This window comes from Verrucosispora sp. CNZ293, from assembly GCF_002754655.1.
Map to the genome: position 1 here is coordinate 2,760,001 of NZ_PEFR01000001.1, position 19,144 is coordinate 2,779,144.

Here is a 19,144-nt window from a genome sequence, read left to right on the forward strand (position 1 = left end):
CCGGGGCCGTTCCGCACGCGGCGGAGCGGCCCCGGTGTCGTCGGTCGGACCGGCCGGGAACGTTCACCGGGCCGCCAACCACCGCGCTAGCGGGCGGCGGCGGTCTCGTCGTGGTCGGGTGCCACCGTGACCACGGTGCCGTCGGTGGCCGACGCCAGCAGCCCCGCGGCGACCCGCACCGTGCGCAGCCCCTGCCGGAGGGTGACGATGTCGCTCTCCTTGCCCTCGACCGCGTCCCGGAAGCGCTCGTGCTCGACAAGCAGCGGTTCGCGCTTCGGGATGGCGTAGCGGACCATGTCGCCCTCGGCGACGCCGCGGAAGGCCCGCAGCGCCTCCCACTCGGTGTCGATGGCACCGTTGGCGTAGAAGGTCAGGTCGGCGGTGAGCGTGTCGGCGACGAAGCAGCCCCGGTCACCGGTGATGACCGTGGACCGCTCCTTGAGCGGGCTGAGCCAGTTGACCAGGTGGTTGACCATCGTGCCGCCGGTGAGCTGGCCGACGACCGCGACCATGTCCTCGTGCAGTCGGCCGCTGCGGGAGACCGTCCGGGCCGACACCGAGACGTATTCCTGGCCGGTCACCCAGCTGGTCAGGTCGATGTCGTGGGTGGCCAGGTCCATCACCACGCCGACATCGGCGATCCGGTGTGGGAACGGGCCCTGTCGCCGGGTCACCACCTGGTAGACCTCGCCCAGCTCGCCCGCCTCCAGGCGGTTCCGCAGGTTCTGCAGGGCGGGGTTGTACCGCTCGATGTGGCCGACCCCGGCCACCAGCCCACGGCTTTCGAACGCCTCGACGAGGCGGGTGGCCGCCTCGACGGACTGCGCGATCGGCTTCTCGATCAGCGCGGGCACCCCGTGTGCGGCGAGTTCGAGCCCGACCTGCTCGTGCAGTGCGGTCGGGCAGGCGATCACCGCGTAGTCGATGCCGAGGGCCAGCAGCTCCCCGAGATCGGGCAGCACCGGTGCCCGGAGCAGGCCGCTCTGGTCACCGGCCGGGTCGACGATCCCGACCAGCTCGACCCCGTCCAGACCGGAGAGCACCCGGGCGTGGTTGCGGCCCATCGCGCCGAGACCGATCAGGCCCGCGCGCAGCTTGCCCCCCTGCCGCGCGTTCATCGGGCACCACCGGCGAGGTTGGCGGCCTCGGCGATCCGCTCGAGGTCGTCGGGGCTCAGCGAGGGGTGCACCGGCAGCGAGATCACCTCGGCGGCGGCCCGCTCGGTCTCCGGCAGCTCCCAGGGGCCGGGCTGGCCGTCCTTGTCCAGGTACGGCTTGAGCCGGTGGATCGGGGTCGGGTAGTAGACGGCGTTGCCGACGCCCAGCTCGTCCAGGCGCGCCTGGGCGGCGTCCCGGTTGCCCCGGACCCGGACGGTGTACTGGTGGTACACGTGCCGGGCGGCGTCCGCCACCGGCGGGGTGACCATGCCGGTGATGTTGGAGTCGAGGTACTTGGCGTTGGCCCGGCGCTGCTCGGTCCACTCGCCGAGCTGGGTCAACTGCACCCGGCCGATGGCCGCGGCCACGTCGGTCATCCGCATGTTGGCCCCGACGATCTCGTTCGCGTACCGCTGCTCCATGCCCTGGTTGCGCAGCAGCCGCAGGGTACGGGCGAGCCCGGCGTCCGCGGTGCTGATCATGCCTCCCTCCAGGGAGTGCATGTTCTTGGTGGGATAGAAGCTGAAGCAACCGGCGGCGCCGAACGCCCCGACCGGGGTGCCGTGCAGGCTGGCACCGTGGGCCTGGGCGGCGTCCTCGACGACGGCCAGGCTGTGCCGCTGCGCGACCGCCATGATCTTGTCCATCGCGGCGGGGTGGCCGTACAGGTGGACGGGCATGACGGCGACGGTCCGCGTGGTGACCGCGGCGGCGACCGCCTCCGGGTCGAGACAGAAGCTGCCCGGCTCGATGTCCACGAAGATCGGCTCGGCGCCGACCAGCCGCACCGCGTTGGCGCTGGCCGCGAAGGAGAACGACGGCACGATGACCTCGTCGCCCGGGCCGACGCCGAGCGCCAGCAGGGTCAACTGGAGGGCTGAGGTGCCGGAGTTGACGGCGACGCAGTGTCGGCCGGCGACGAGTTCGCCGAACTCCTGCTCGAACGCGGCAACCTCGGGTCCCTGTACCACCTTGCCGCTGCGCAACACCCTGACAGCCGCCTCGATCTCGGCTTCGCCGATGATCGGGCGGGCTGGCGGTATGAAGGCCGGGCGCTGCCCAGTCATGAAGAAGATCCCTCCCGTTGCCGGACTGTTCGCAAGTTCGGGGTGCGATACTAGTCCGTTGGACACGGAAGACGAGAAAGCCGTTCACGGGGCGTCCGGCCGACGTTCACGATTCGGTGTACCGGACGCCGCGCAGCTCAGGCCAGATCGTCCTCCGGCACGGCGCAGGCAACCCGGAGGGCAGCCACGGCGGCCCGCGCCATCCGGTCCAGCTCGGGTGGGTCGAGCGGCAACCGGGCGATGGCCATCCGCCAGTAGATCGGCCCGACGATCAGGTCGGCCGCGGTCCGCGGGTCGGCACCGCTGGGCAGCTCCCCACGATCGACCGCCCGCCCGATCACGATCGTGCCGATCCGGTCCTGGTAGTCCTTCAACGCGCTCTGCAAGGTCCCGGCGATCTGCGGGTTACGCGCCGCCTCGGCGAGCAGGTCGGGGATGATCTGCGACGCCACCGGGTGGCCCAGCGCCCCGCTCACGACCAGCAGCAGCAGCCGGACGTCACCGTCGAGGGTGCCGGTGTCCAGCATCGGCAGCTTCCGGCTCGCGACGGCCGAGACCACGTCCAGCACCAGGTCGAGCTTCGAGTTCCAGCGGCGGTAGATCGCGGTCTTGCTGACCCCGGCCCGGCGGGCCACCGCCTCGATGGAGAGCCGGCCGTACCCGACCGCGGCGAGTTCCTGCATGAGGGCACGACGGATGGCCGAGGTGATCTCACCCCGGAGCACCGCCGCACCGGCCGGTGTGCGCCGCTTCTCGGTCGTCACCTGGGACTCTTCTCGACTGTCACCGGGACAGCGTAGCGCAACGACGCTACGGTTGCGTCCCGACGTTATTCGGACTACTGTCCAGCCAGCGACCGGGGGCGGCGCTCCCGCACTGACCCACGCTAGATTCACTCATCGCGAGACATAACGCCGGCACGACAGATCGGAGCGCCAATCCCCATGGCCAACCTGCTGGCCGACCCCGACTCCGGCCTCACCCCAGCGCAGCTGGCCGCCCGACACGGGCTGCGGGTGGCCGGCGAGCGGCCCCCGATCGGCGCCTACAGCGGCCAACTGTGGCGCTACCGGCACTTCATCTCCGCGTACTCCCACGCGAAGCTGACCGCCTCGTTCAGCAACGCCCGGCTCGGGCAGCTGTGGCAGGTGCTCACCCCGCTGAGCAACGCCGCGGTCTACTTCCTGATCTTCGGTGTGGTGCTTGAACAGACCCGGGGGATGGACAACTTCATCGCCTACCTGACCACCGGGTTGTTCATCTTCAACTTCACCCAGGTCAGCGTGCAGCAGGGCACCCAGGCGATAAGCGGCAACCTCGGCCTGATCCGCGCCCTGCACTTCCCCCGGGCCTCCCTGCCGCTGGCCATCACCGCCACCCAGCTCCAGCAGTTGCTCGGCTCGCTGGTGGTGCTGATGGTCATCGTGGTCGTCACCGGTGAGCCGATCACCCTGATGTGGCTGATGCTGGTGCCGGCGGTGCTGCTCCAGACGATCTTCAACGCCGGGTTGACCATGGCGATGGCCCGGCTGGGCGCCAAGGCCACCGACCTGAAGCAGGTCATGCCGTTCGTCCTGCGGGCCTGGATGTACGGCTCCGGGGTGCTCTACAGCGTCACCCTGTTCGCCGAGAACCTGCCCGGCTGGGCAACCAGCATCGTGCAGTTCAACCCGATGCTTGTCTACATCGAGCTGGCCCGCATCTCGCTGCTGGAGAACACTCACCTGCTCAACGACTCGCTGCCGCTGACCTGGCTGATCGCGCTCGGCTGGGCGGCCGTCGCGGGGCTCGGCGGCTACTTCTACTTCTGGCGCGGCGAACAGGAGTACGGCCGTGGTTAACCTTGAAATGTCCAATGATGTGACGGTGACCCTCCCCCGAATCCAGGAGCGGATCCCCACGGTGGTGGTGGACGACGCGCACGTCGTCTACCGGGTGTACCGGGGTTCCGCCGGCAACACCAGCCCGGTGGCCGCCTTCAAGCGGCTGGTCACCCGCACCTCCACACCGAACGTCCGGGAGGTGCACGCGGTGCGCGGGGTCTCGTTCACCGCGTACCGGGGTGAGGCCATCGGACTGATCGGCACCAACGGCTCCGGCAAGTCGACCCTGCTGCGGGCCATCGCCGGCCTGCTGCCGGTGGAGCGGGGGGCCGTCTACACCCAGGGCCAGCCCTCGCTGCTGGGCGTGAACGCCGCCCTGCTCAACGACCTGCCGGGCGAGCGCAACGTCACGCTCGGCTGTCTGGCCATGGGCATGTCACCGGCCGAGGTGCGGCGCAAGCTCCCGGAGATCATCGAGTTCTCCGGCATCAACCAGCGGGGTGACTTCGCCTCGCTGCCGATGCGCACCTACTCCTCCGGCATGTCGGCCCGGCTGCGCTTCTCCATCGCCGCCGCGAAGCAGCACGACGTGCTGCTCATCGACGAGGCCCTCGCCACCGGCGACAAGGCGTTCCGTAAGCGCAGCGAACAGCGGGTACGGGAGCTGCGGGAGAGCGCCGGCACGGTGTTCCTGGTCAGCCACCAGCTCTCCTCCGTACGGGACACCTGCGAACGGACCATCTGGCTGGAATCCGGCGAGATCCGGATGGACGGCCCGACTCGCGACGTACTGGCGGCTTACGAGGCATTTACGAACGGCAAGTAGAGTCTGGGTGAACGAGCGGCGATGCTGCCGAGCGTGCCCAGGATCTTGGGCCGCGTCGTCCCGTTGGGACGACGCGGCCCGCGCGTTATGGTTCACTCCGTCGCCGCGTCGGCGGAACCTTCCGTTCACCCACCCACCACAGTCATGCACCCCGAGAGCGAGGACCGGCAATGACGCAGGACCAGACCACCGATCCGGGTACCACGTCGGAGAACCGAGCGCCGTGGCGACCCTCACGGACGGTGGCGGTGGTGCTGGCCGGCGGCACGGGCACCCGGCTGGGTCTGGGCATTCCCAAGCAGTTGCTCAAGATCGCCGGTAAGCCGATCATCGAGCACACGCTTGCCGTCTTCGAGGCCGCGCCCGAGATCGACGAGATCATCGTGTTGATGGCCACCGGGCACGTCGCCGAGGCGCAGAAGATCGTCGACAAGGCCGGCTTCCGCAAGGTCACCAAGGTGATCGAGGGCGGCGACACCCGCAACGACACCACCCGCGTCGCGCTGGACGCGGTCGGTGAGGGCGACTGCAACATCCTCTTCCACGACGCGGTGCGCCCGCTGCTCAGCGGTCGGATCGTCCGGGAGTGCGTGAACGCGCTGTGGACCTACTCGGCCGTCGACGTGGCCATCCCGTCAGCCGACACGATCATCCAGGTCGACGAGAACGAGTGCATCACCGACATCCCGGTGCGGGCCACGCTGCGCCGGGGGCAGACCCCGCAGGCGTTCCGCTCCGGCACCATCCGCGAGGCGTACCGCCGGGCCGAGGGTGACCCCAACTTCGCCGCCACCGACGACTGCGGTGTGGTGCTGCGTTACCTCCCGGAGACCCCGATCAAGGTGATCGACGGCTCGGACGAGAACATCAAGGTCACCCACCCGGTCGACGTGCACCTGGCCGACAAGCTGTTCCAGCTGGCCGCCGCCAAGGTGCCCCGGCTGACCGACCACCGGGCCTACAGCGAGGAGGTCTCCGGCCGCACGATCGTCGTCTTCGGCGGCAGCTACGGCATCGGCCACGACCTGGCGGAGCTGGCTCGCAGCCACGGCGCCCAGGTCTTTCCGTTCAGCCGTTCCAGCACCGGCACCCACGTAGAGCGCCCGGCGGACGTCGAGGCCGCGCTGCGGACCGCCTTCGAGGCCACCGGCCGGATCGACCACGTCGTGGTCACCGCCGGGATCCTGGAGAAGGGCGCGCTCGCCGAGATGGACCAGGAAACCATCGACCGGGTGCTCCAGGTCAACTTCGTCGGCCCGGTCACCGTCGCCCGGCAGGCACTGCCCTACCTGCAGCAGACAAAGGGCCAGCTGCTGCTCTACACCTCCAGCTCGTACACCCGGGGTCGGGCCGACTACGCGCTCTACTCGGCCACCAAGGCCGCCCTGGTCAACCTCACCCAGGCACTCGCGGACGAGTGGGCGGAGTTCGGCGTACGGGTCAACGTGATCAACCCGGAGCGGACCGCCACCCCGATGCGGACGAAGGCCTTCGGCGCGGAACCTGAGCACACGCTGCTCGCCGCCGAGACCGTCGCACAGTCGTCGCTTGACGTGCTGATCTCGGATCTCACCGGCCAGGTGATCGACGTCCGACGGCCGCCGGGTGAGGCACCCGTCGCCGTACCCGCCCAGACCGACCGGTCGGCCAGCGCCGCTCCCGTCGGCTGAGCGTCCGACCCACACGACCGCGAAAGCGACACCGAGATGCGTGGTGACCTGGTCCGGAAGTTGACCGCACGCGGCCTGGCCACCGGCGGGGCGGTCCTGGCGTTCCTGGTGGTCGCGCTCACCGGCGCGACCGCCTGGGGGCTCTGCCTGGCCGTGGTGGCGCTTGCCGCCACGATCTGGGAGCGCCGGGTGCGACCCGGCGCCGACAACGTCGCGGAGACCACGCTGATCGCGGGCGGGGTGCTTGTCGGCTACGCCCGCCAACTCGACGCCGGATTCGACCCGGCCCTGGCCGCGACCGCCCTGGTGCTGCTGGGCCTGGTGCTGGTCAGCGGTCCGCTGCGTCAGGCCGGGTACCTGGAGATTCGCGCCGCCAACCTGCCGGTACGCGCCTGGGTGCCACAGGTCACGGCGGTTCTCGGCGACGCCGTGGCGGCGCTTGTCGCACTCCTGGCCCTGGCTGCCCTGGCGGGGCTTCCGGCGGCGGTGGCCCTGGCGGCGACGCTGCTTGTGGGTGCCACCGCCGCAGCCGTCGCCCTCGACCTGGCCAGGCGGCGATTCCGGCCGTCCCCGGGCGGGTCGGCGGTGGCCCGGGCGCTGCGCCGGCACCAGCCCGAGTTCGTCCTGCACTTCTCCGCCCCGCCCGGCTCCGAGTACCAGGTCACCATGTGGCTGCCGTACCTGGAACGGATCGGTAGGCCGTTCGTGGTGATGGTGCGGGAGCCGGAGTTCCTCGCCCCCGTCGCGGCGGCCACCACCGCACCTGTGGTCTACTGCCCCACCACCCGGAGCATGGACGAGGTGCTGGTGCCGAGCCTGCGGGTGGCGTTCTACGTCAACCACGGTGCGAAGAACAGCCACTGCATCAGGTTCACGCAGCTCACCCACGTGCAGTTGCATCACGGTGACAGCGACAAGGCCCCCAGCGCCAACCCGGTCTCGGCGATCTTCGACCGGATCTTCGTCGCCGGTGAGGCGGCCATCGAGCGGTACGCGCGAGCCGGCATCGACATCCCCGCCGAGAAGTTCGTGGTGGTCGGCCGCCCTCAGGTCGAGGCGATCGAGGTATCTTCGCGGCCCGCGCGGGGCCTGACGAACCCGACGGTGCTCTACACCCCCACCTGGACCGGGCACAACGCCGACGCCGACTACTGTTCGCTGCCGGTGGCGGAGCCGCTGCTGCGGCGGCTGCTGGACCGGGGAGCCACCGTCATCCTCCGGGCCCACCCCTACACCGCGCAGAACCCGGCCTCGGCCCGGCAACTGGCCCGGCTGCACGACCTGCTCGCCGCCGACCGGGCCCGCACCGGCCGGGGGCACCTCTACGGTGTCGCGGCGAGCCGGCTCACCCTGACCGACTCGGTCAACCGCGCGGACGCGCTGGTCTCCGACGTCTCCGGCGTGGTCTCCGACTGGCTCTACTCGGGCAAGCCGTACGCGGTGACCGACATGGGCACCGACGGCGACCGGTTCGTCGAGCGGTTCCCGCTGGCCGCCGCCGGCTACGTGCTGCGCCGCGACATGGCCGACCTGGACGACGTGCTGACCCGGCTGCTCGACACCGACCCGCTCGCCGAGGCCCGCTGGGCCACCCGCAGCCGCTACCTGGGCGACTTCCCCGCCGACTCGTACGCCGAGGTCTTCCTGGCCGCCGCCCGACGCGAACTGGACCCGGCCTGGACCGCACCGGCGCAACGCACCGCGGTCGCCGCGCCCTTCACCTCCGCCACCTGAGTGCACGGGTGCGTCGCGCCCCGCCGGATCACCCGGTCGGCGCGGTCCGCCGGATCATCGGGTGCGGCGCGCCTGCCACCCCCGGGCACCGGTGAGGGTGGCCGGCGACGCCGACCACCCTGCTGAGCCGTCCGCCGTGGTCAGGTCACGGGCAGGGCTGCCAGGCGAGGTGGTACATCGTCTGGATGCTGCCGTCGGTCGAGTCCATCGTGAGGAAGTTGGTCCCCGACGAGCTTCCCCGGCTGAGGCGCAACTCGGTGTTGATGTTCAGGTTGCGCAGCTCGCCGCAGGGGTGCCAGACCACGGAGGCGATCGGCACCTCGTCGCTCACCATCCAGTTGTCGTCGAGCGGCGCGGCGATCGGGTGGTTGCTGAAGGTGCTCTGCGTCATGCCCTGGAAGTAGTAGTTCGCCCGGGCCGAGGCGATGGCGCCCCGGTTGAGCAGACCGTACCCGCGGTAGTCCACCTTGACGATCGCGAAGGTGTAGCCGGCCGGGGCGTGGACCAGGACGTTGAGCTGGCAGTTCCGGCGACCATCGGTGACCGGGATGCCCGGACCCGCCTGCACCAGGTAGTCGCTGTAGATGGTGGTGAAGGCGGTGTTGTCCGGGGAGACCGCGACATCGGCGGTGCCCGGTCGGCACCCGGACCCGGCCATGGCCACCAGGTCGATGACGACCTTGTCGGTGGGCGGGTCATCCATGATTCCCCTAGCGGACGCCGGTGCCCCCACGATCAACGATGAAGCGAGTAGCGCAAGTACCACGCTGCCACGCGTCAGCAGTTTACGCATGAATCCTCCTCCGATACAGGAAACGACGCCACATGCGGAACAAGCTACGTACAGACATAGATCGATGTCAACGTAATCTCGCTTTCCCAAGAATCGATCGCGAGCCGAATGTTATTCGGCTTCGCGTGGTCGCTTCGCGGCGTCCCACAGGATGGAGATCGCTTCCGAAGCTGATCCGGAAGACACCTTGATCAGGCGCACACCCGTTACGCAGCAATACTTATAGAGGTTGATCTCAGCTCGCGGCAATTCCGATCAAGAGGTTGCCGGCAATCGATCACATAGACGACTGCTGATGCTTGCGGGCCTCGTTCAGCATCGCTAGCATCCTCTCGCAGAACGCCGCCCAAGTGCTCGCCGCAACCTCAGCCATTGGGCTAACGGACGGGCGCCCGACGGGCCGTTCGGCGAAGAAACACGCGTTGAATTCGGTGACCATCTACTGCATCCGAGAGGAACGGAATGACAAAGAACCTCGTCGGCGCGAGAAACGGAATCTTCGCCGTACTCGGCACGGTTCTCGCGCTGTCCCTGTCCGCACCGGCCCACGCCGCCCCCGCCGAGTCCACAACTGCCCCGGAGAGCGAGATCACCGTCGAGGTGGTGGCCGCCAACGGCTCCGGCTGCGCACCCGGCACCGCCCGGGTGGTGGCCCATCCCGACAACACCGGCTTCCGCATCCGCTACCACGATTTCGTCGCCTCGGCCGGCCGGGGCGTGGACGTCACCGACAGCCGCAAGAACTGCCAGCTCGGCGTGCTCGTCACCGTACCGGCGGGCTGGACCATCGCCGTCGCCGCCGCCGACTACCGGGGCCGGGCCCGGATCCCCACCGGCGCGACAGGTCGCCAGCGTACGAGCTACTACTGGCAGGGTTCGTCCGAGACCAGCCGCACGGATGCCACCTTCACCGGGCCCTACAACGGCTTCTGGGGCACCTCGGACATCGCCCCCGTGCTTGTCTACACGCCCTGCGGACAGCAACGGGTCCTCAACGTCAACACCGAGCTGAGAGTGGACGCCGGCACCGCCAACTCGACCGCAAGCATGTCGATGACCACGACCGAGGGCGACGTCGACACCCTGTTCAACCTCAAATGGGAACGGTGCTGATGCCCTGATCCGGCCTCACCACGACGTCGAGCCACCCGGCGGGCGCGGTGGACGACCTGCCCCGCCCGCCGGTACCTCTTCGTCCACCCGGGCCGCACCGGCGACCTCGTGGACCCCACGAACCGCTGCCACCGGCAGTGCCGCGTAGACGTGCGGGAACGGGCCGCCGTTCGGGGCGTCCTCCCACCGCAGCACCTCACCGAGCAGAGACGTGTCGAGCGCGACGACGACAAGATGCGGCTGGTCGCCGAAGACCCGCGCCGCCGTGGCGGGCAGTTGGGATCGCGACGAGCAGTGGATGAAGCCGCTGTCCCGATCGAACGGTGAACCGTCGAACCGGCCCGCGGCCTGGAACTCGGCCCATTCGCCCGGCAGCAGGATCTTGTAGATCAGCACGTCGCCATGCTGCCAGAAGGGAACTGGGGCGCGGGGGCCGTCAGTCGAGGCGGGCGGCGATCTGGAGGGTGTTCAGGTAGTGCTTGCGTACCGTGCCGGCCGGGCGTGCGGCGATCATCTCCCGGATCCCGTCGAACAGCGTCCGCCGCTGCCAGGGCGAGGCGGCGATATGACCGGAGTAGGTGGAGAGCAGGCTCAGGTACTCCTCGGCGGTGTAGTCGCGGCTCCAGACGTAACGGTGCACCGTCGGTTGGTCGAAGAACCCGCTGCCCGTCATCGCCGCCACGTCGGGGGCCACGATCGCCTCGGGTGGCTTCGGGCCACCCTGCCCGTCGCCCATGCCGACCTCGTCGTAGATCCGCTCGACCTGCCGGAAGAAGTCGTCGCCGTTCGGTGGTGACACGTGCTCGGTGGCGACGATCGCAAGGTGCCCACCGGGGCGCAGCAGTTCGGCGGCCCGGCGGTAGGCGACAGCCGGGTCCAGCCAGTGCCACGACGTCGCGGCGAAGACGAGGTCGAACGGCGCCAGGTCGCCCGCCTCCCACCGCTCGAACGGCGACACCACGACGCGTACGTCACCCCGGCCGGCGAGTACGCGACGCGCCACAGTGGCCAGTTCCGGTCCCGGTTCCAGGCTCACCACCTGCCAGCCGCGCGCCAGCAGACCACGGGTGGCCTGGCCGGTGCCGGTACCGATCTCCAGCACCCTGGCCGGCCCGGTCAGCAGGCTCGTCGTCGCGGCCAGGTCGGCGAACAGCCGCTCCGGATAACCCGGTCGGGCCTGCTCGTACAGCTCCGCGGCCGTGTCGAACGTCGCGGCCAGCCCCGCGTAAGGCTCCTGCTCCCCCATGATGTCCCCTCGCCCAGGTGTCAGACGTCGCGGTCAATGTCGCAGGTGATCGTCGCATCCCCCGACCCCCACCCTGGTCCTCCGAGATCTTGGAAAGTTTCCGGTCGCGAAAAACGGAAACTTTCCAAGATCTCGGGTTCTCGTGCTGGGCGGCGGCGGGGTGCTAGGTGGGGCGGCGGGTCCAGGCTATGAAGCGGGTGAAGAGGGTGGTGGGTGTCGGGCCGTCGTGCGGGTCGAGGCGGTAGAGGTCGCGCATCGCCTCGTACATCAGGCCGGCGAGGTAGATCGACAGCCCGGGCAGGTTCCCGTCGTACTCGACCCGCAGCAGCAGCCGGGCCTGACCGCAGGGCCAGGGCTGCCCGTCGGCGCGGCAGCACCAGATCGGCCGCAACGGAGTGTGCGGTACCTCGTCGCCACAGGCGGAGGGACGCAGCGGACGCGGACCCCGCTCGGGAGCGAAGAGCCGGGTGGTGATCGCACCCGACCGGCCCACGGTCACCACCGGCCCCCGGTGGCCCGACACTGCCGCCCCGGTGAGGACACCGGCAGCAGCGCCGTCGGGCACAGGTGGCGGACGACCCGGGTACGCACATCGACCTCCCAGTCAGCGATCGGAAGGGGCCGCCCGAACACGGGGGAAGGCGCACGGGCGGCCCCGGGACGGAACCGCCCCGTCCCTGTCTGGATGGGAGCGGCCCCGCTGCGTGACAGTCTGGTGAGGACACCACTACTGTCGGAAGGAATCGACGCCGGCCACGGTGGGTTCCGGGTGCCCCGCACCGGCCCCTGGCGGCCCCTTGGCGATCTTCGTAGACCCGGTGGAGGGGACATGGAACGCGAGCAGCCTTCCGACCTGCACGAGTTGATCCGTACGCAGCTCCGCCGGCTGCGAGCCGCGGCCGGCATGAACCAGGAGGAGTTCGGTCGGCGGACGAACTACTCGGCGTCGCTGGTGTCCGCTGTGGAGGTGGGCACCCGTCCCTCGACCGGCCGTACGCGAAGCGGGCCGACGAGGTGCTTCAGACCGGGGGCATGTTCGAGGAGTTGCTGCGCACGGCGGAGGTGCTGCGCCAACCCTCGTGGTTCCTGCCCTACCTGGAGGCCGAGCGCAACGCCCGGCAGCTCCGCTGCTACCAGCCGACGCTGGTGCCGGGCCTGCTCCAGACCGAGCGGTACGCCCGCGCGGTGATCCGGACCGACGCCGCCCTGACCGAGGCGGGGGTGGAGCGGCGGCTGGCCAACCGGATGGCCCGGCAGGCGGTGCTGGAGCAGGACGACCCGCCGCAACTCGTCGCGGTGGTCGACGAGGCGGTGCTGCGGCGGGTCGACGAGGAGCTCAAGGACGTGCTTGTCGAGCAGGTGCATCACCTCATGGAGCTGGCCACGCGGCCCAACATCAGCGTCCACCTGGTGCCCACCGGCGTCGCCATGCACATCGGACTGACCGGTCCCTTCACCCTGGCGAGGGGCGCGGACGGCGGCTGGGTGGCTAATCTCGAAACTCAACTTGGCGGCGTTCTCGCCGACAAGGACGACGACCTGAGCACCCTGCTGTCCCGGTGGGAGGCGGTGCGCAACGAGGCACTGTCCGGCCGCCAGTCGATCGAGCTGATGAAGGATGTGGTGAAGCCGTGGATCTGAACGGTGCGACGTGGCGCAAGTCCACCCGCAGCGGCGCTGGCGGCGGCGACTGTGTGGAGGTCGCCGACAACCTGACGGGCATCGTGCTGGTCCGCGACACCAAGGATCGCGACGGCGGCACGCTGGCCTTCACCCCGGCGGCCTGGGCGAGCTTCGTCGGCCTGGCGAAGCAGCACGCCCCGCACGCCTGACGAACCCCGAGCCACGTCGACCTGACGACACAGCACGACCCGCCGCCTGACGTACCCGACACGGAAGCCCTCGGCCAGCAAGGCCGAGGGCTTCCGTTCGCCGTGGGACCGGCGTGATCAGGCCGAGTAGCCGCGGGTGGCGGCCCAGTTGGCGAGATCGATGGTGCTGAGCCAGTACGACGGGTACGAGGCGTCGGCCGAGTCGGCGATCTTCACCAGCCGGCCGGAGTCCTGGTAGCCGACCACCGCGATGTAGTGCCCGCCGGGGAAGGAGTGCCAGCGACCGTCGGTGTCGGTGACGGTGCCGGCGACGTTCACCACGACGCCCCGTCCGTCGGTGACGGCGGCGACGACGTCCGCCTGGAGCTGGTCCATCTGGGCCGGGGTGGCCGCACCGCCACGGATCATCGTGGTCTCGTACGGGTCGCCCTTGACGACGGCGTTGAGGACGCGGGTGGTGTCCTCGGCCGAGTTGGTGCCGGCGAAGGTGGTGCCGAGCTGGCTGGCCAGGGCGTCCTGGCTACGCGTGACACCGGCGGCGCTGAGCGCGTTGCGTACCGCGGCGGGACCGCAGTAGTAGCCGTTGATCTGGGCCTGGTGGTCGTACCCGAGGACCTTCGACGCGGGCGGCTTCGGTGCCGCCTTCTTGGTTGTCAGGTCCGGGTCCGGAGTGGCCGAGCTGGGCTTCGGCGACGTCGCGGCGGCGGCGCGGGCCGGTGCCGGGCTGGCCGGTGCGGCACTGCTGGGCGCGGCACTGCTGGGCGCGGCACTGCTGGGCGCGGCGGTCGACGGCGCGACCGCTTCCGGGCTCGGCGCCACCACGGCGTCGTCGCGTAGGTCGGCTGCGGCGGTGGTGGCCTGCGTGGGGGCCGGGGTGTTCCCGGTGCCGGCGAGCGCGGCGCCGGTGCCGGTGGCCAGGACGAGCGCGACGGCCGAGCCGGCAACGATCTGGTAAGGACGTTCGGTGACCAGCCGGCGGAGCCGGCGGGAGAGGGCGTGCTTCACGGATTCCTCCACGGGCTGAGGGGGGAACGGCACACCGGCTCCGGCGGTCAGGTCGGCGTCAGGACACCGACGACCACCCGGTGAGCGGGACAGGCCGTTCAGGGGTACGCCCGGACAACCCGGGCGGTGCGATGACCGGGGTCAGCTCGCGGCGGTCGGGCCGGCGAGGACGGGCACCGCGGTGCCGTGGAGGCGGGGGAACAGGGGGATCACGTCGAACCGCACGAGGGCTGGAACTCCTTCCGTCACCGCCGACCGGGTTAGCTGACGGATTCGGGCGGGAAGACGCCCTACCGCGGGCCGAGGCTCGCGGATTCACCCCAGTGGTGCAGTGGGTCCCCGGTTCGTGAGATCACGATTGAGCGGGTCGGTACGGCGTCGCTTCCTGCGATCGGTTACCGCACCGGACGGGCTGACACTACTGGTCGGTCACCTCGAAGCCAACCCGCCCTGAGCTGCTTAAACATGATCCAGTGCGGCGATTTTCGGGTACCTGAGAACTGTCGTCGCTCAATGGGACCGACGGCATTCCGGGCACCTTCGGGTGACAACCGGACGCCTCGCCACCAATGTCGACGGAATTTGCTGGGTAATCGTCTCAACTACGAACAGTGACCGAATTTCCGGCCGTTGTGACCCAGCTCACGGAATTTCAACCCAGCCTCGCTGGCCGCCAGCGCAGCACCGTGCCGGGCCGCCCGACGGCGATCCGCCCGGGGACGGCCCGCAGGTCCGGTCGGAGTCGCTCGGCTGCCGCGTACGCCTCGGCGGAGAGGGCGCGGGCCGCCTCGCCTGCCAGTTCCGCCGCCCGCCACAGGTCACGCTCCCGCTCGGCGGCCGACAGGTAGGCGGCCTGGCGGTTGTCGCGTACCACCCGGGCGAGAACCACCTCCTGCTCGGCCGGGTGACGCCGGGGATCCCAGCCGGACCGACGCGCCAGCACGTCGCTGAGCTGCCGTGCGGTCAGGTCACCCCGCCAGTGGGCCGCCATCGCCGCCCGGCGGAGCCAGCGCTCCCGGGCCGCGTACTCGGCAGGGGTCCGGGGGGTGCACGGGGTCGGCAGTCCGGCGACGCCGGCCAGCCGCCGGGCGACGGCCTCTGCCTGGTCGTACGCGGCCCAGGCGCGGTCCAGTTCCGCCTGGGCCAGCCGCCATGCCGTACGCCGTCGCTCGGCGTTCTGCCCGGCGCCGGCTGCCGCGACCGCCACCTCTCCCGCGTACCGACTCAGGTCGGCCTGCTCGCTTGCGGCGCGGAGCGCGTCCTCGTCGGCGGGTTTCTCCGCCGGCCCGGCCGGCTCGGGGCGGGCGACAAGCACGGTGAGTACGCCAAACGCGAGCACCAGCAGCACCGACCAGATGGCGGCGGCGCGGGGCACCTCGATCAGGAACTGGTAGAGAACTGTCTTCTCCATGTCGGCACCTCGGGGAGATCGGTACGGCACCGGTGGCCGTACCGGCAGCGGATCGCGGATGGCGTTGCGCGCGGTCGCGGGTTGGGATGGGCGGTGCCGCTCGTTCTGGCCGGCACCGACGGCGCGGCGGGCGGCAACGGGCTGGCAGGTGCTCGGCACGGGGGCGGCACCGAACGGTGCGCACGCGCCCGGGACGGCCGCCAGGGGCAAGGCGTACGGCGTCGCCGGAATCAGGCGCGCGGTGGGGCGCGGGCGGCCCGGACGCCCCCGACCTGGGCGGCAGTCCACCGCGGGCCGCCCGCAGCGACGCTGCCGAGCGCCGTCAGCCCGGGCCGACCGGAGGCCGCCGGCTGCATCGCGGACACTTCGGCCTGGTCGGCGGGATCGTCGGCACCCTGCGCGGTCGGCATCACCAGGCCAACCACGTCGAGGGGTGCGGCCTGGTGCCAGCCGGCGGATGCCGGTGGTACGGAGGTCTCGACCGGTGGCACCGTAGCGGTGAGGCGGTCGATGGCCGGGTGGCCGGGCAGGTCCCAGGCGCCGAGGGTGAAGGCGGCGGCGACCGCGAGCCCGGTCAGCAGCCGCGCGGCCCAGCGCGCCAACCACCACAGAGGACGGGCCGGCGCGACGGGAAGCACCTCCCTACGCTACCGCCACAGCCGCCGGGCCGCACCGGTCATCGGGCGTGTCGCACCGCCCGGCGCGTCGCGCACGCACATCGATTCACGCAGGTCAGGCAGCCTCCAGTTGACCGTCCTCAGTGGATGGATCGGCGCTCCGCTCCCGTCGCGGAATTCGCGCCGCCACCTGTCACCCGCTGGCGCGGCAGCCCGTCCACCGGGGTCTCGGATCGCGCCGCCGCACCCGATTCCGTGGCCCGTGCCGCACCGTGCGGCGTCGTGGACGGCGCTCCACCACCCGGCGGTCCGGGTCGCGGCGGTCGGGACGGGGCCAGGCGGCGCATCATCGGCTGTTCCACGTACCGGTGCAACAGAGCGGCCAGCCCCAGGGTGAGCAGCAGAAACCCGATCACCGCGAGCGGGCCCCACCAGCCGGGCAGGCCGGTGCCCCAGTCGCCGGTCAGCCGCAGGATCGTCATGATCACGAACACGTGCACCAGGTAGAAGGCGAAGGAGACCTCGCCGAGCCAGACCATCGGGCGTGAGCGCAGCGGCGAGCGCCGTCCGTGCACGTCGGCGTCCGCCGCCGCGGCGATGACCAGGACGTACGCCACCGACAGCAGCGCCGACCAGAATTCGGCCCGGATCCACTGGGAGGCAGCCACCCAGGTCGCGACGAAGATCAGGCTGGCCAGGGGCAGCCGTGGGCCCCGCCAGCGCCCGCGCAGCATGAGTTCGGCTGCGGCCACCCCCAGCCAGAACTCCAGCGACCGGACCAGCGGAAAGACCTGGGCGAACCACCAGCGGCTCTGCTCCGGCACCAGTGTCTGACCGGGCCAGAGCGCCACGACCAGCAGCGGCACCGCGATCACCACGGCCCACAGCATCCATGGCCGGGCCTTGCGTACCGCCGGCAGCGCCAGCGGCAGGCACAGGTAGAAGAACAGCTCGCAGGAGAGCGACCAGCTCACGTTGTTGACACTGTAGAAGTAGCCGGGCCGGGGATCCCAGGCCTGCACCAGGAAGAGGTTCTCCAGCGCGGCCACCGGGTTGATCGGGTCCGCGAACCACAGCATCGCCAGCAGGGCCAACGCCCAGAGCACCAGGTGGTTCGGGTAGATCTTGGCCAACCGGCGTCGCCAGAACCGCCGCCGGGAGTCACCCGGCCGGGCCGACCAGACCAGCACGAAACCGCTGAGGATGAAGAAGAACTGCACCCCGGACAGGCCGAGGGTGAAGATGTCGCCGACCACCGCCTGCGGGCCCGGCTCGGCGATGATCCGCATCGTGCCGGCGTGGAAGCCGAAGACCAGCAACGCGGCGATCCACCGCAGTCCGGTAAGCGACGGCAGGCGGTCGGCGTCCCTCCGCCCGGTCGGGGTGGTCGCCGACGCCGCGAGGGTGGTGCTCGTCATGCCCGACTCCCGGTTCCCGACCACGTCACACGCACGCCCATCTCCTCCCGGCCGCCCGGACGGCAGCCGGATGCGATCTTTCGCGTAACCGGCCTGGTGCGGCCCGTCGGGCACCCTACCCCGGACAGCCGGCGCAGAACCCGCTGCCTCTGCCGCACTCCGGCGACCACTGCTGCGGCATTTGCCCAGTTCAGCCCGACGGGCCCGGCCAGCCATTGAAGTCGATGTAAAGTGCGCATCCGCTGACACCACCCACAGGTACGCCGTACCTTCGTCGAAGGAATACGCCTTGCGTCTGAAGCATCGACCACGTTCCGCAACCGTCGCCCTCGCGGTAGCGCTGCTCGCCGTCCCGGGTTCCGCCTCGGCTGCGGCCGGAGAGGCAGACGTCGATTCGACAGTCGCCGCGGCCGGGGTTCTGCGCGTCTACAACAACAACATCGAGAACCTCGTGGTGAACAACTCCGACGGGACGTGCACGCGCATCTCCGGGCCGGATCACCTCACCTCGATACTCGTCGACGACAACGGCCAGACGGGCACCGCCGGGGTGGTCGCGCCCGACATCCTCATCGTGCAGCAGCTACGCGGCACCGGCCAGGCCGAGGCGTACGCGAACCAACTGGCGGCCAAGTTCGGTTACCCCGCCGGCACGTACGGCTCGATCGTGGTCTGGACCGACCCGGAGCCCTGGGGCAGTACGCACAAGTGCAGCGACCAGTCTCTGGGCGACCTCAAGAAGAAGCAGACAAACGCCATCATCTGGAACACCCGGACGCTGAGTCTGTCGTCGGGCGACATCTCGAAGTACTGGAGCGCCGGCTGGCTGAAGCCGGGCACGGCCTACAACAACGGCGCGGGATGCACCTTGTACAAGCCGCCGAGCAACGACGACGGCGCCACCAACGAGCACAAGTGGAAGCGGACCAGCGCCATCGCCGCCCGGTTCACCATCAAGGCGACCGGCACCACGGTCTTCGCGGCCACCATGCACCTTCCGGAGCAGAACCGGCAGAACGCCTGCGGTGGTGCCGGCCACACCGGCATCGCGAGCAGCGGCATCCACATCGGTGCCGACGCGACAAGCCTGATGAACGCCTCGACGATCCGTATCGTCGGTATCGACGCGAACCGCACGGGCATCGCCGCGAACACCCTGAGCGGATTCGGCATGACCGGTTACGGTGCAAAGCCGACGATGAACTCCAGCAAGATCGACTACCTGTTCATCCGGGGTGACGTGCGGCAGTCCAGCATCGACCACACGGTCTCCGGCACCAGGTCGAACCACCTGGCGCTCTACGGCTTCATCAACTACTGAGCAGCAGGATCGCGCCGCACCGTCGTTAACCTGGCACTCATCGGCTGTTCAAAAACTCCACCGCGCCCGGCCACGTCAGGTTCCAGGTGCGTCAACCCGGGTGGCCGAAGG

Annotated in this window: 18 protein-coding genes, 1 pseudogene and 1 riboswitch; of the genes and pseudogenes, 8 read left to right on the forward strand and 11 right to left on the reverse strand. The window is 70.4% G+C overall.

The features are described 5' to 3' along the window. Positions 1–86: 86 nt before the first annotated feature. The 3 genes from CLT74_RS12510 to CLT74_RS12520 all read right to left on the reverse strand — a co-directional run bounded on the left by CLT74_RS12510 (position 87) and on the right by CLT74_RS12520 (position 2,988). Positions 87–1,118, reverse strand: a complete 1,032-nt coding sequence (locus CLT74_RS12510; RefSeq protein ID WP_099846682.1) for a Gfo/Idh/MocA family protein — start codon at positions 1,116–1,118, stop codon at positions 87–89. Beyond that, positions 1,115–2,224, reverse strand: coding sequence for a DegT/DnrJ/EryC1/StrS aminotransferase family protein (locus CLT74_RS12515; protein ID WP_099846683.1), 1,110 nt, complete (start codon positions 2,222–2,224; stop codon positions 1,115–1,117). Before CLT74_RS12515 ends, CLT74_RS12510 begins: the two co-directional genes overlap by 4 nt. A 137-nt stretch (positions 2,225–2,361) precedes the next feature. Continuing rightward, positions 2,362–2,988, reverse strand: a complete 627-nt coding sequence (locus CLT74_RS12520) for a TetR/AcrR family transcriptional regulator (protein ID WP_099846684.1) — start codon at positions 2,986–2,988, stop codon at positions 2,362–2,364. 180 nt (positions 2,989–3,168) lie between these two features. Here CLT74_RS12520 and CLT74_RS12525 point away from each other — a divergent pair, with 180 nt between their 5' ends. The 4 genes from CLT74_RS12525 to CLT74_RS12540 all read left to right on the forward strand — a co-directional run bounded on the left by CLT74_RS12525 (position 3,169) and on the right by CLT74_RS12540 (position 8,277). Next, positions 3,169–4,065 carry an ABC transporter permease gene (locus CLT74_RS12525; RefSeq protein WP_099846685.1) on the forward strand — a complete coding sequence of 299 codons (897 nt, stop codon included), beginning with the start codon at positions 3,169–3,171 and terminating at the stop codon, positions 4,063–4,065. Between the two features lie 7 nt (positions 4,066–4,072). Beyond that, the gene (locus tag CLT74_RS12530; RefSeq protein ID WP_099846686.1) at positions 4,073–4,873 is read left to right on the forward strand and encodes an ABC transporter ATP-binding protein; all 801 of its coding nucleotides are present in this window, start codon (positions 4,073–4,075) and stop codon (positions 4,871–4,873) included. A gap of 170 nt (positions 4,874–5,043) precedes the next feature. Further along, positions 5,044–6,543: a bifunctional cytidylyltransferase/SDR family oxidoreductase gene (locus CLT74_RS12535; RefSeq protein WP_099846687.1), complete on the forward strand. Its 1,500-nt coding sequence runs from the start codon at positions 5,044–5,046 to the stop codon at positions 6,541–6,543. A 36-nt stretch (positions 6,544–6,579) separates the two neighbouring features. After that, entirely contained in the window at positions 6,580–8,277 is a 1,698-nt protein-coding gene (locus tag CLT74_RS12540; protein ID WP_099846688.1) for a CDP-glycerol glycerophosphotransferase family protein, read from the forward strand. Between the two features lie 145 nt (positions 8,278–8,422). Here the strand turns inward: CLT74_RS12540 and CLT74_RS12545 are convergent, their stop codons facing one another. Further along, positions 8,423–9,070 (reverse strand): DUF4360 domain-containing protein, encoded by a 648-nt coding sequence (locus CLT74_RS12545; RefSeq protein WP_099846689.1) that lies wholly within the window; start codon positions 9,068–9,070, stop codon positions 8,423–8,425. A gap of 462 nt (positions 9,071–9,532) precedes the next feature. Between CLT74_RS12545 and CLT74_RS12550 the strand changes: the two genes are divergently transcribed. Next, positions 9,533–10,183: a DUF4360 domain-containing protein gene (locus CLT74_RS12550; protein WP_099846690.1), complete on the forward strand. Its 651-nt coding sequence runs from the start codon at positions 9,533–9,535 to the stop codon at positions 10,181–10,183. Between the two features lie 15 nt (positions 10,184–10,198). Here CLT74_RS12550 and CLT74_RS12555 read toward each other — a convergent pair whose 3' ends face one another. From CLT74_RS12555 to CLT74_RS12565, 3 genes are all read right to left on the reverse strand, one after another. Further along, positions 10,199–10,579, reverse strand: coding sequence for a DUF952 domain-containing protein (locus CLT74_RS12555; protein ID WP_099846691.1), 381 nt, complete (start codon positions 10,577–10,579; stop codon positions 10,199–10,201). 40 nt (positions 10,580–10,619) lie between these two features. Further along, the gene (locus CLT74_RS12560) at positions 10,620–11,429 is read right to left on the reverse strand and encodes a class I SAM-dependent methyltransferase (protein ID WP_099846692.1); all 810 of its coding nucleotides are present in this window, start codon (positions 11,427–11,429) and stop codon (positions 10,620–10,622) included. 163 nt (positions 11,430–11,592) lie between these two features. After that, a complete protein-coding gene (locus CLT74_RS12565) occupies positions 11,593–11,922 on the reverse strand; it encodes a hypothetical protein (RefSeq protein ID WP_486582280.1) in 330 nt (109 codons plus the stop codon). Between the two features lie 336 nt (positions 11,923–12,258). Here CLT74_RS12565 and CLT74_RS12570 point away from each other — a divergent pair. Continuing rightward, positions 12,259–13,070: pseudogene (locus CLT74_RS12570) on the forward strand (helix-turn-helix domain-containing protein). Then, the gene (locus CLT74_RS12575) at positions 13,067–13,261 is read left to right on the forward strand and encodes a DUF397 domain-containing protein (protein ID WP_099851887.1); all 195 of its coding nucleotides are present in this window, start codon (positions 13,067–13,069) and stop codon (positions 13,259–13,261) included. Before CLT74_RS12570 ends, CLT74_RS12575 begins: the two are co-directional and overlap by 4 nt. Positions 13,262–13,378: 117 nt before the next feature. Here the strand turns inward: CLT74_RS12575 and CLT74_RS12580 are convergent, their stop codons facing one another. From CLT74_RS12580 to CLT74_RS12595, 4 genes are all read right to left on the reverse strand, one after another. Further along, positions 13,379–14,278: a C39 family peptidase gene (locus CLT74_RS12580; protein ID WP_099846693.1), complete on the reverse strand. Its 900-nt coding sequence runs from the start codon at positions 14,276–14,278 to the stop codon at positions 13,379–13,381. 222 nt (positions 14,279–14,500) lie between these two features. Then, positions 14,501–14,641: riboswitch (cyclic di-AMP (ydaO/yuaA leader) on the reverse strand. A 277-nt stretch (positions 14,642–14,918) separates the two neighbouring features. Then, positions 14,919–15,677: a hypothetical protein gene (locus tag CLT74_RS12585; protein WP_099851890.1), complete on the reverse strand. Its 759-nt coding sequence runs from the start codon at positions 15,675–15,677 to the stop codon at positions 14,919–14,921. A 230-nt stretch (positions 15,678–15,907) separates the two neighbouring features. Further along, the gene (locus tag CLT74_RS12590; RefSeq protein WP_099846694.1) at positions 15,908–16,315 is read right to left on the reverse strand and encodes a hypothetical protein; all 408 of its coding nucleotides are present in this window, start codon (positions 16,313–16,315) and stop codon (positions 15,908–15,910) included. Positions 16,316–16,434: 119 nt separating this feature from the next. Next, the gene (locus CLT74_RS12595) at positions 16,435–17,712 is read right to left on the reverse strand and encodes an acyltransferase family protein (RefSeq protein WP_099851893.1); all 1,278 of its coding nucleotides are present in this window, start codon (positions 17,710–17,712) and stop codon (positions 16,435–16,437) included. A 289-nt stretch (positions 17,713–18,001) separates the two neighbouring features. Between CLT74_RS12595 and CLT74_RS12600 the strand changes: the two genes are divergently transcribed. Then, positions 18,002–19,033 (forward strand): hypothetical protein, encoded by a 1,032-nt coding sequence (locus CLT74_RS12600; protein ID WP_199172173.1) that lies wholly within the window; start codon positions 18,002–18,004, stop codon positions 19,031–19,033. The last annotated feature ends 111 nt before the right edge of the window (positions 19,034–19,144 follow it).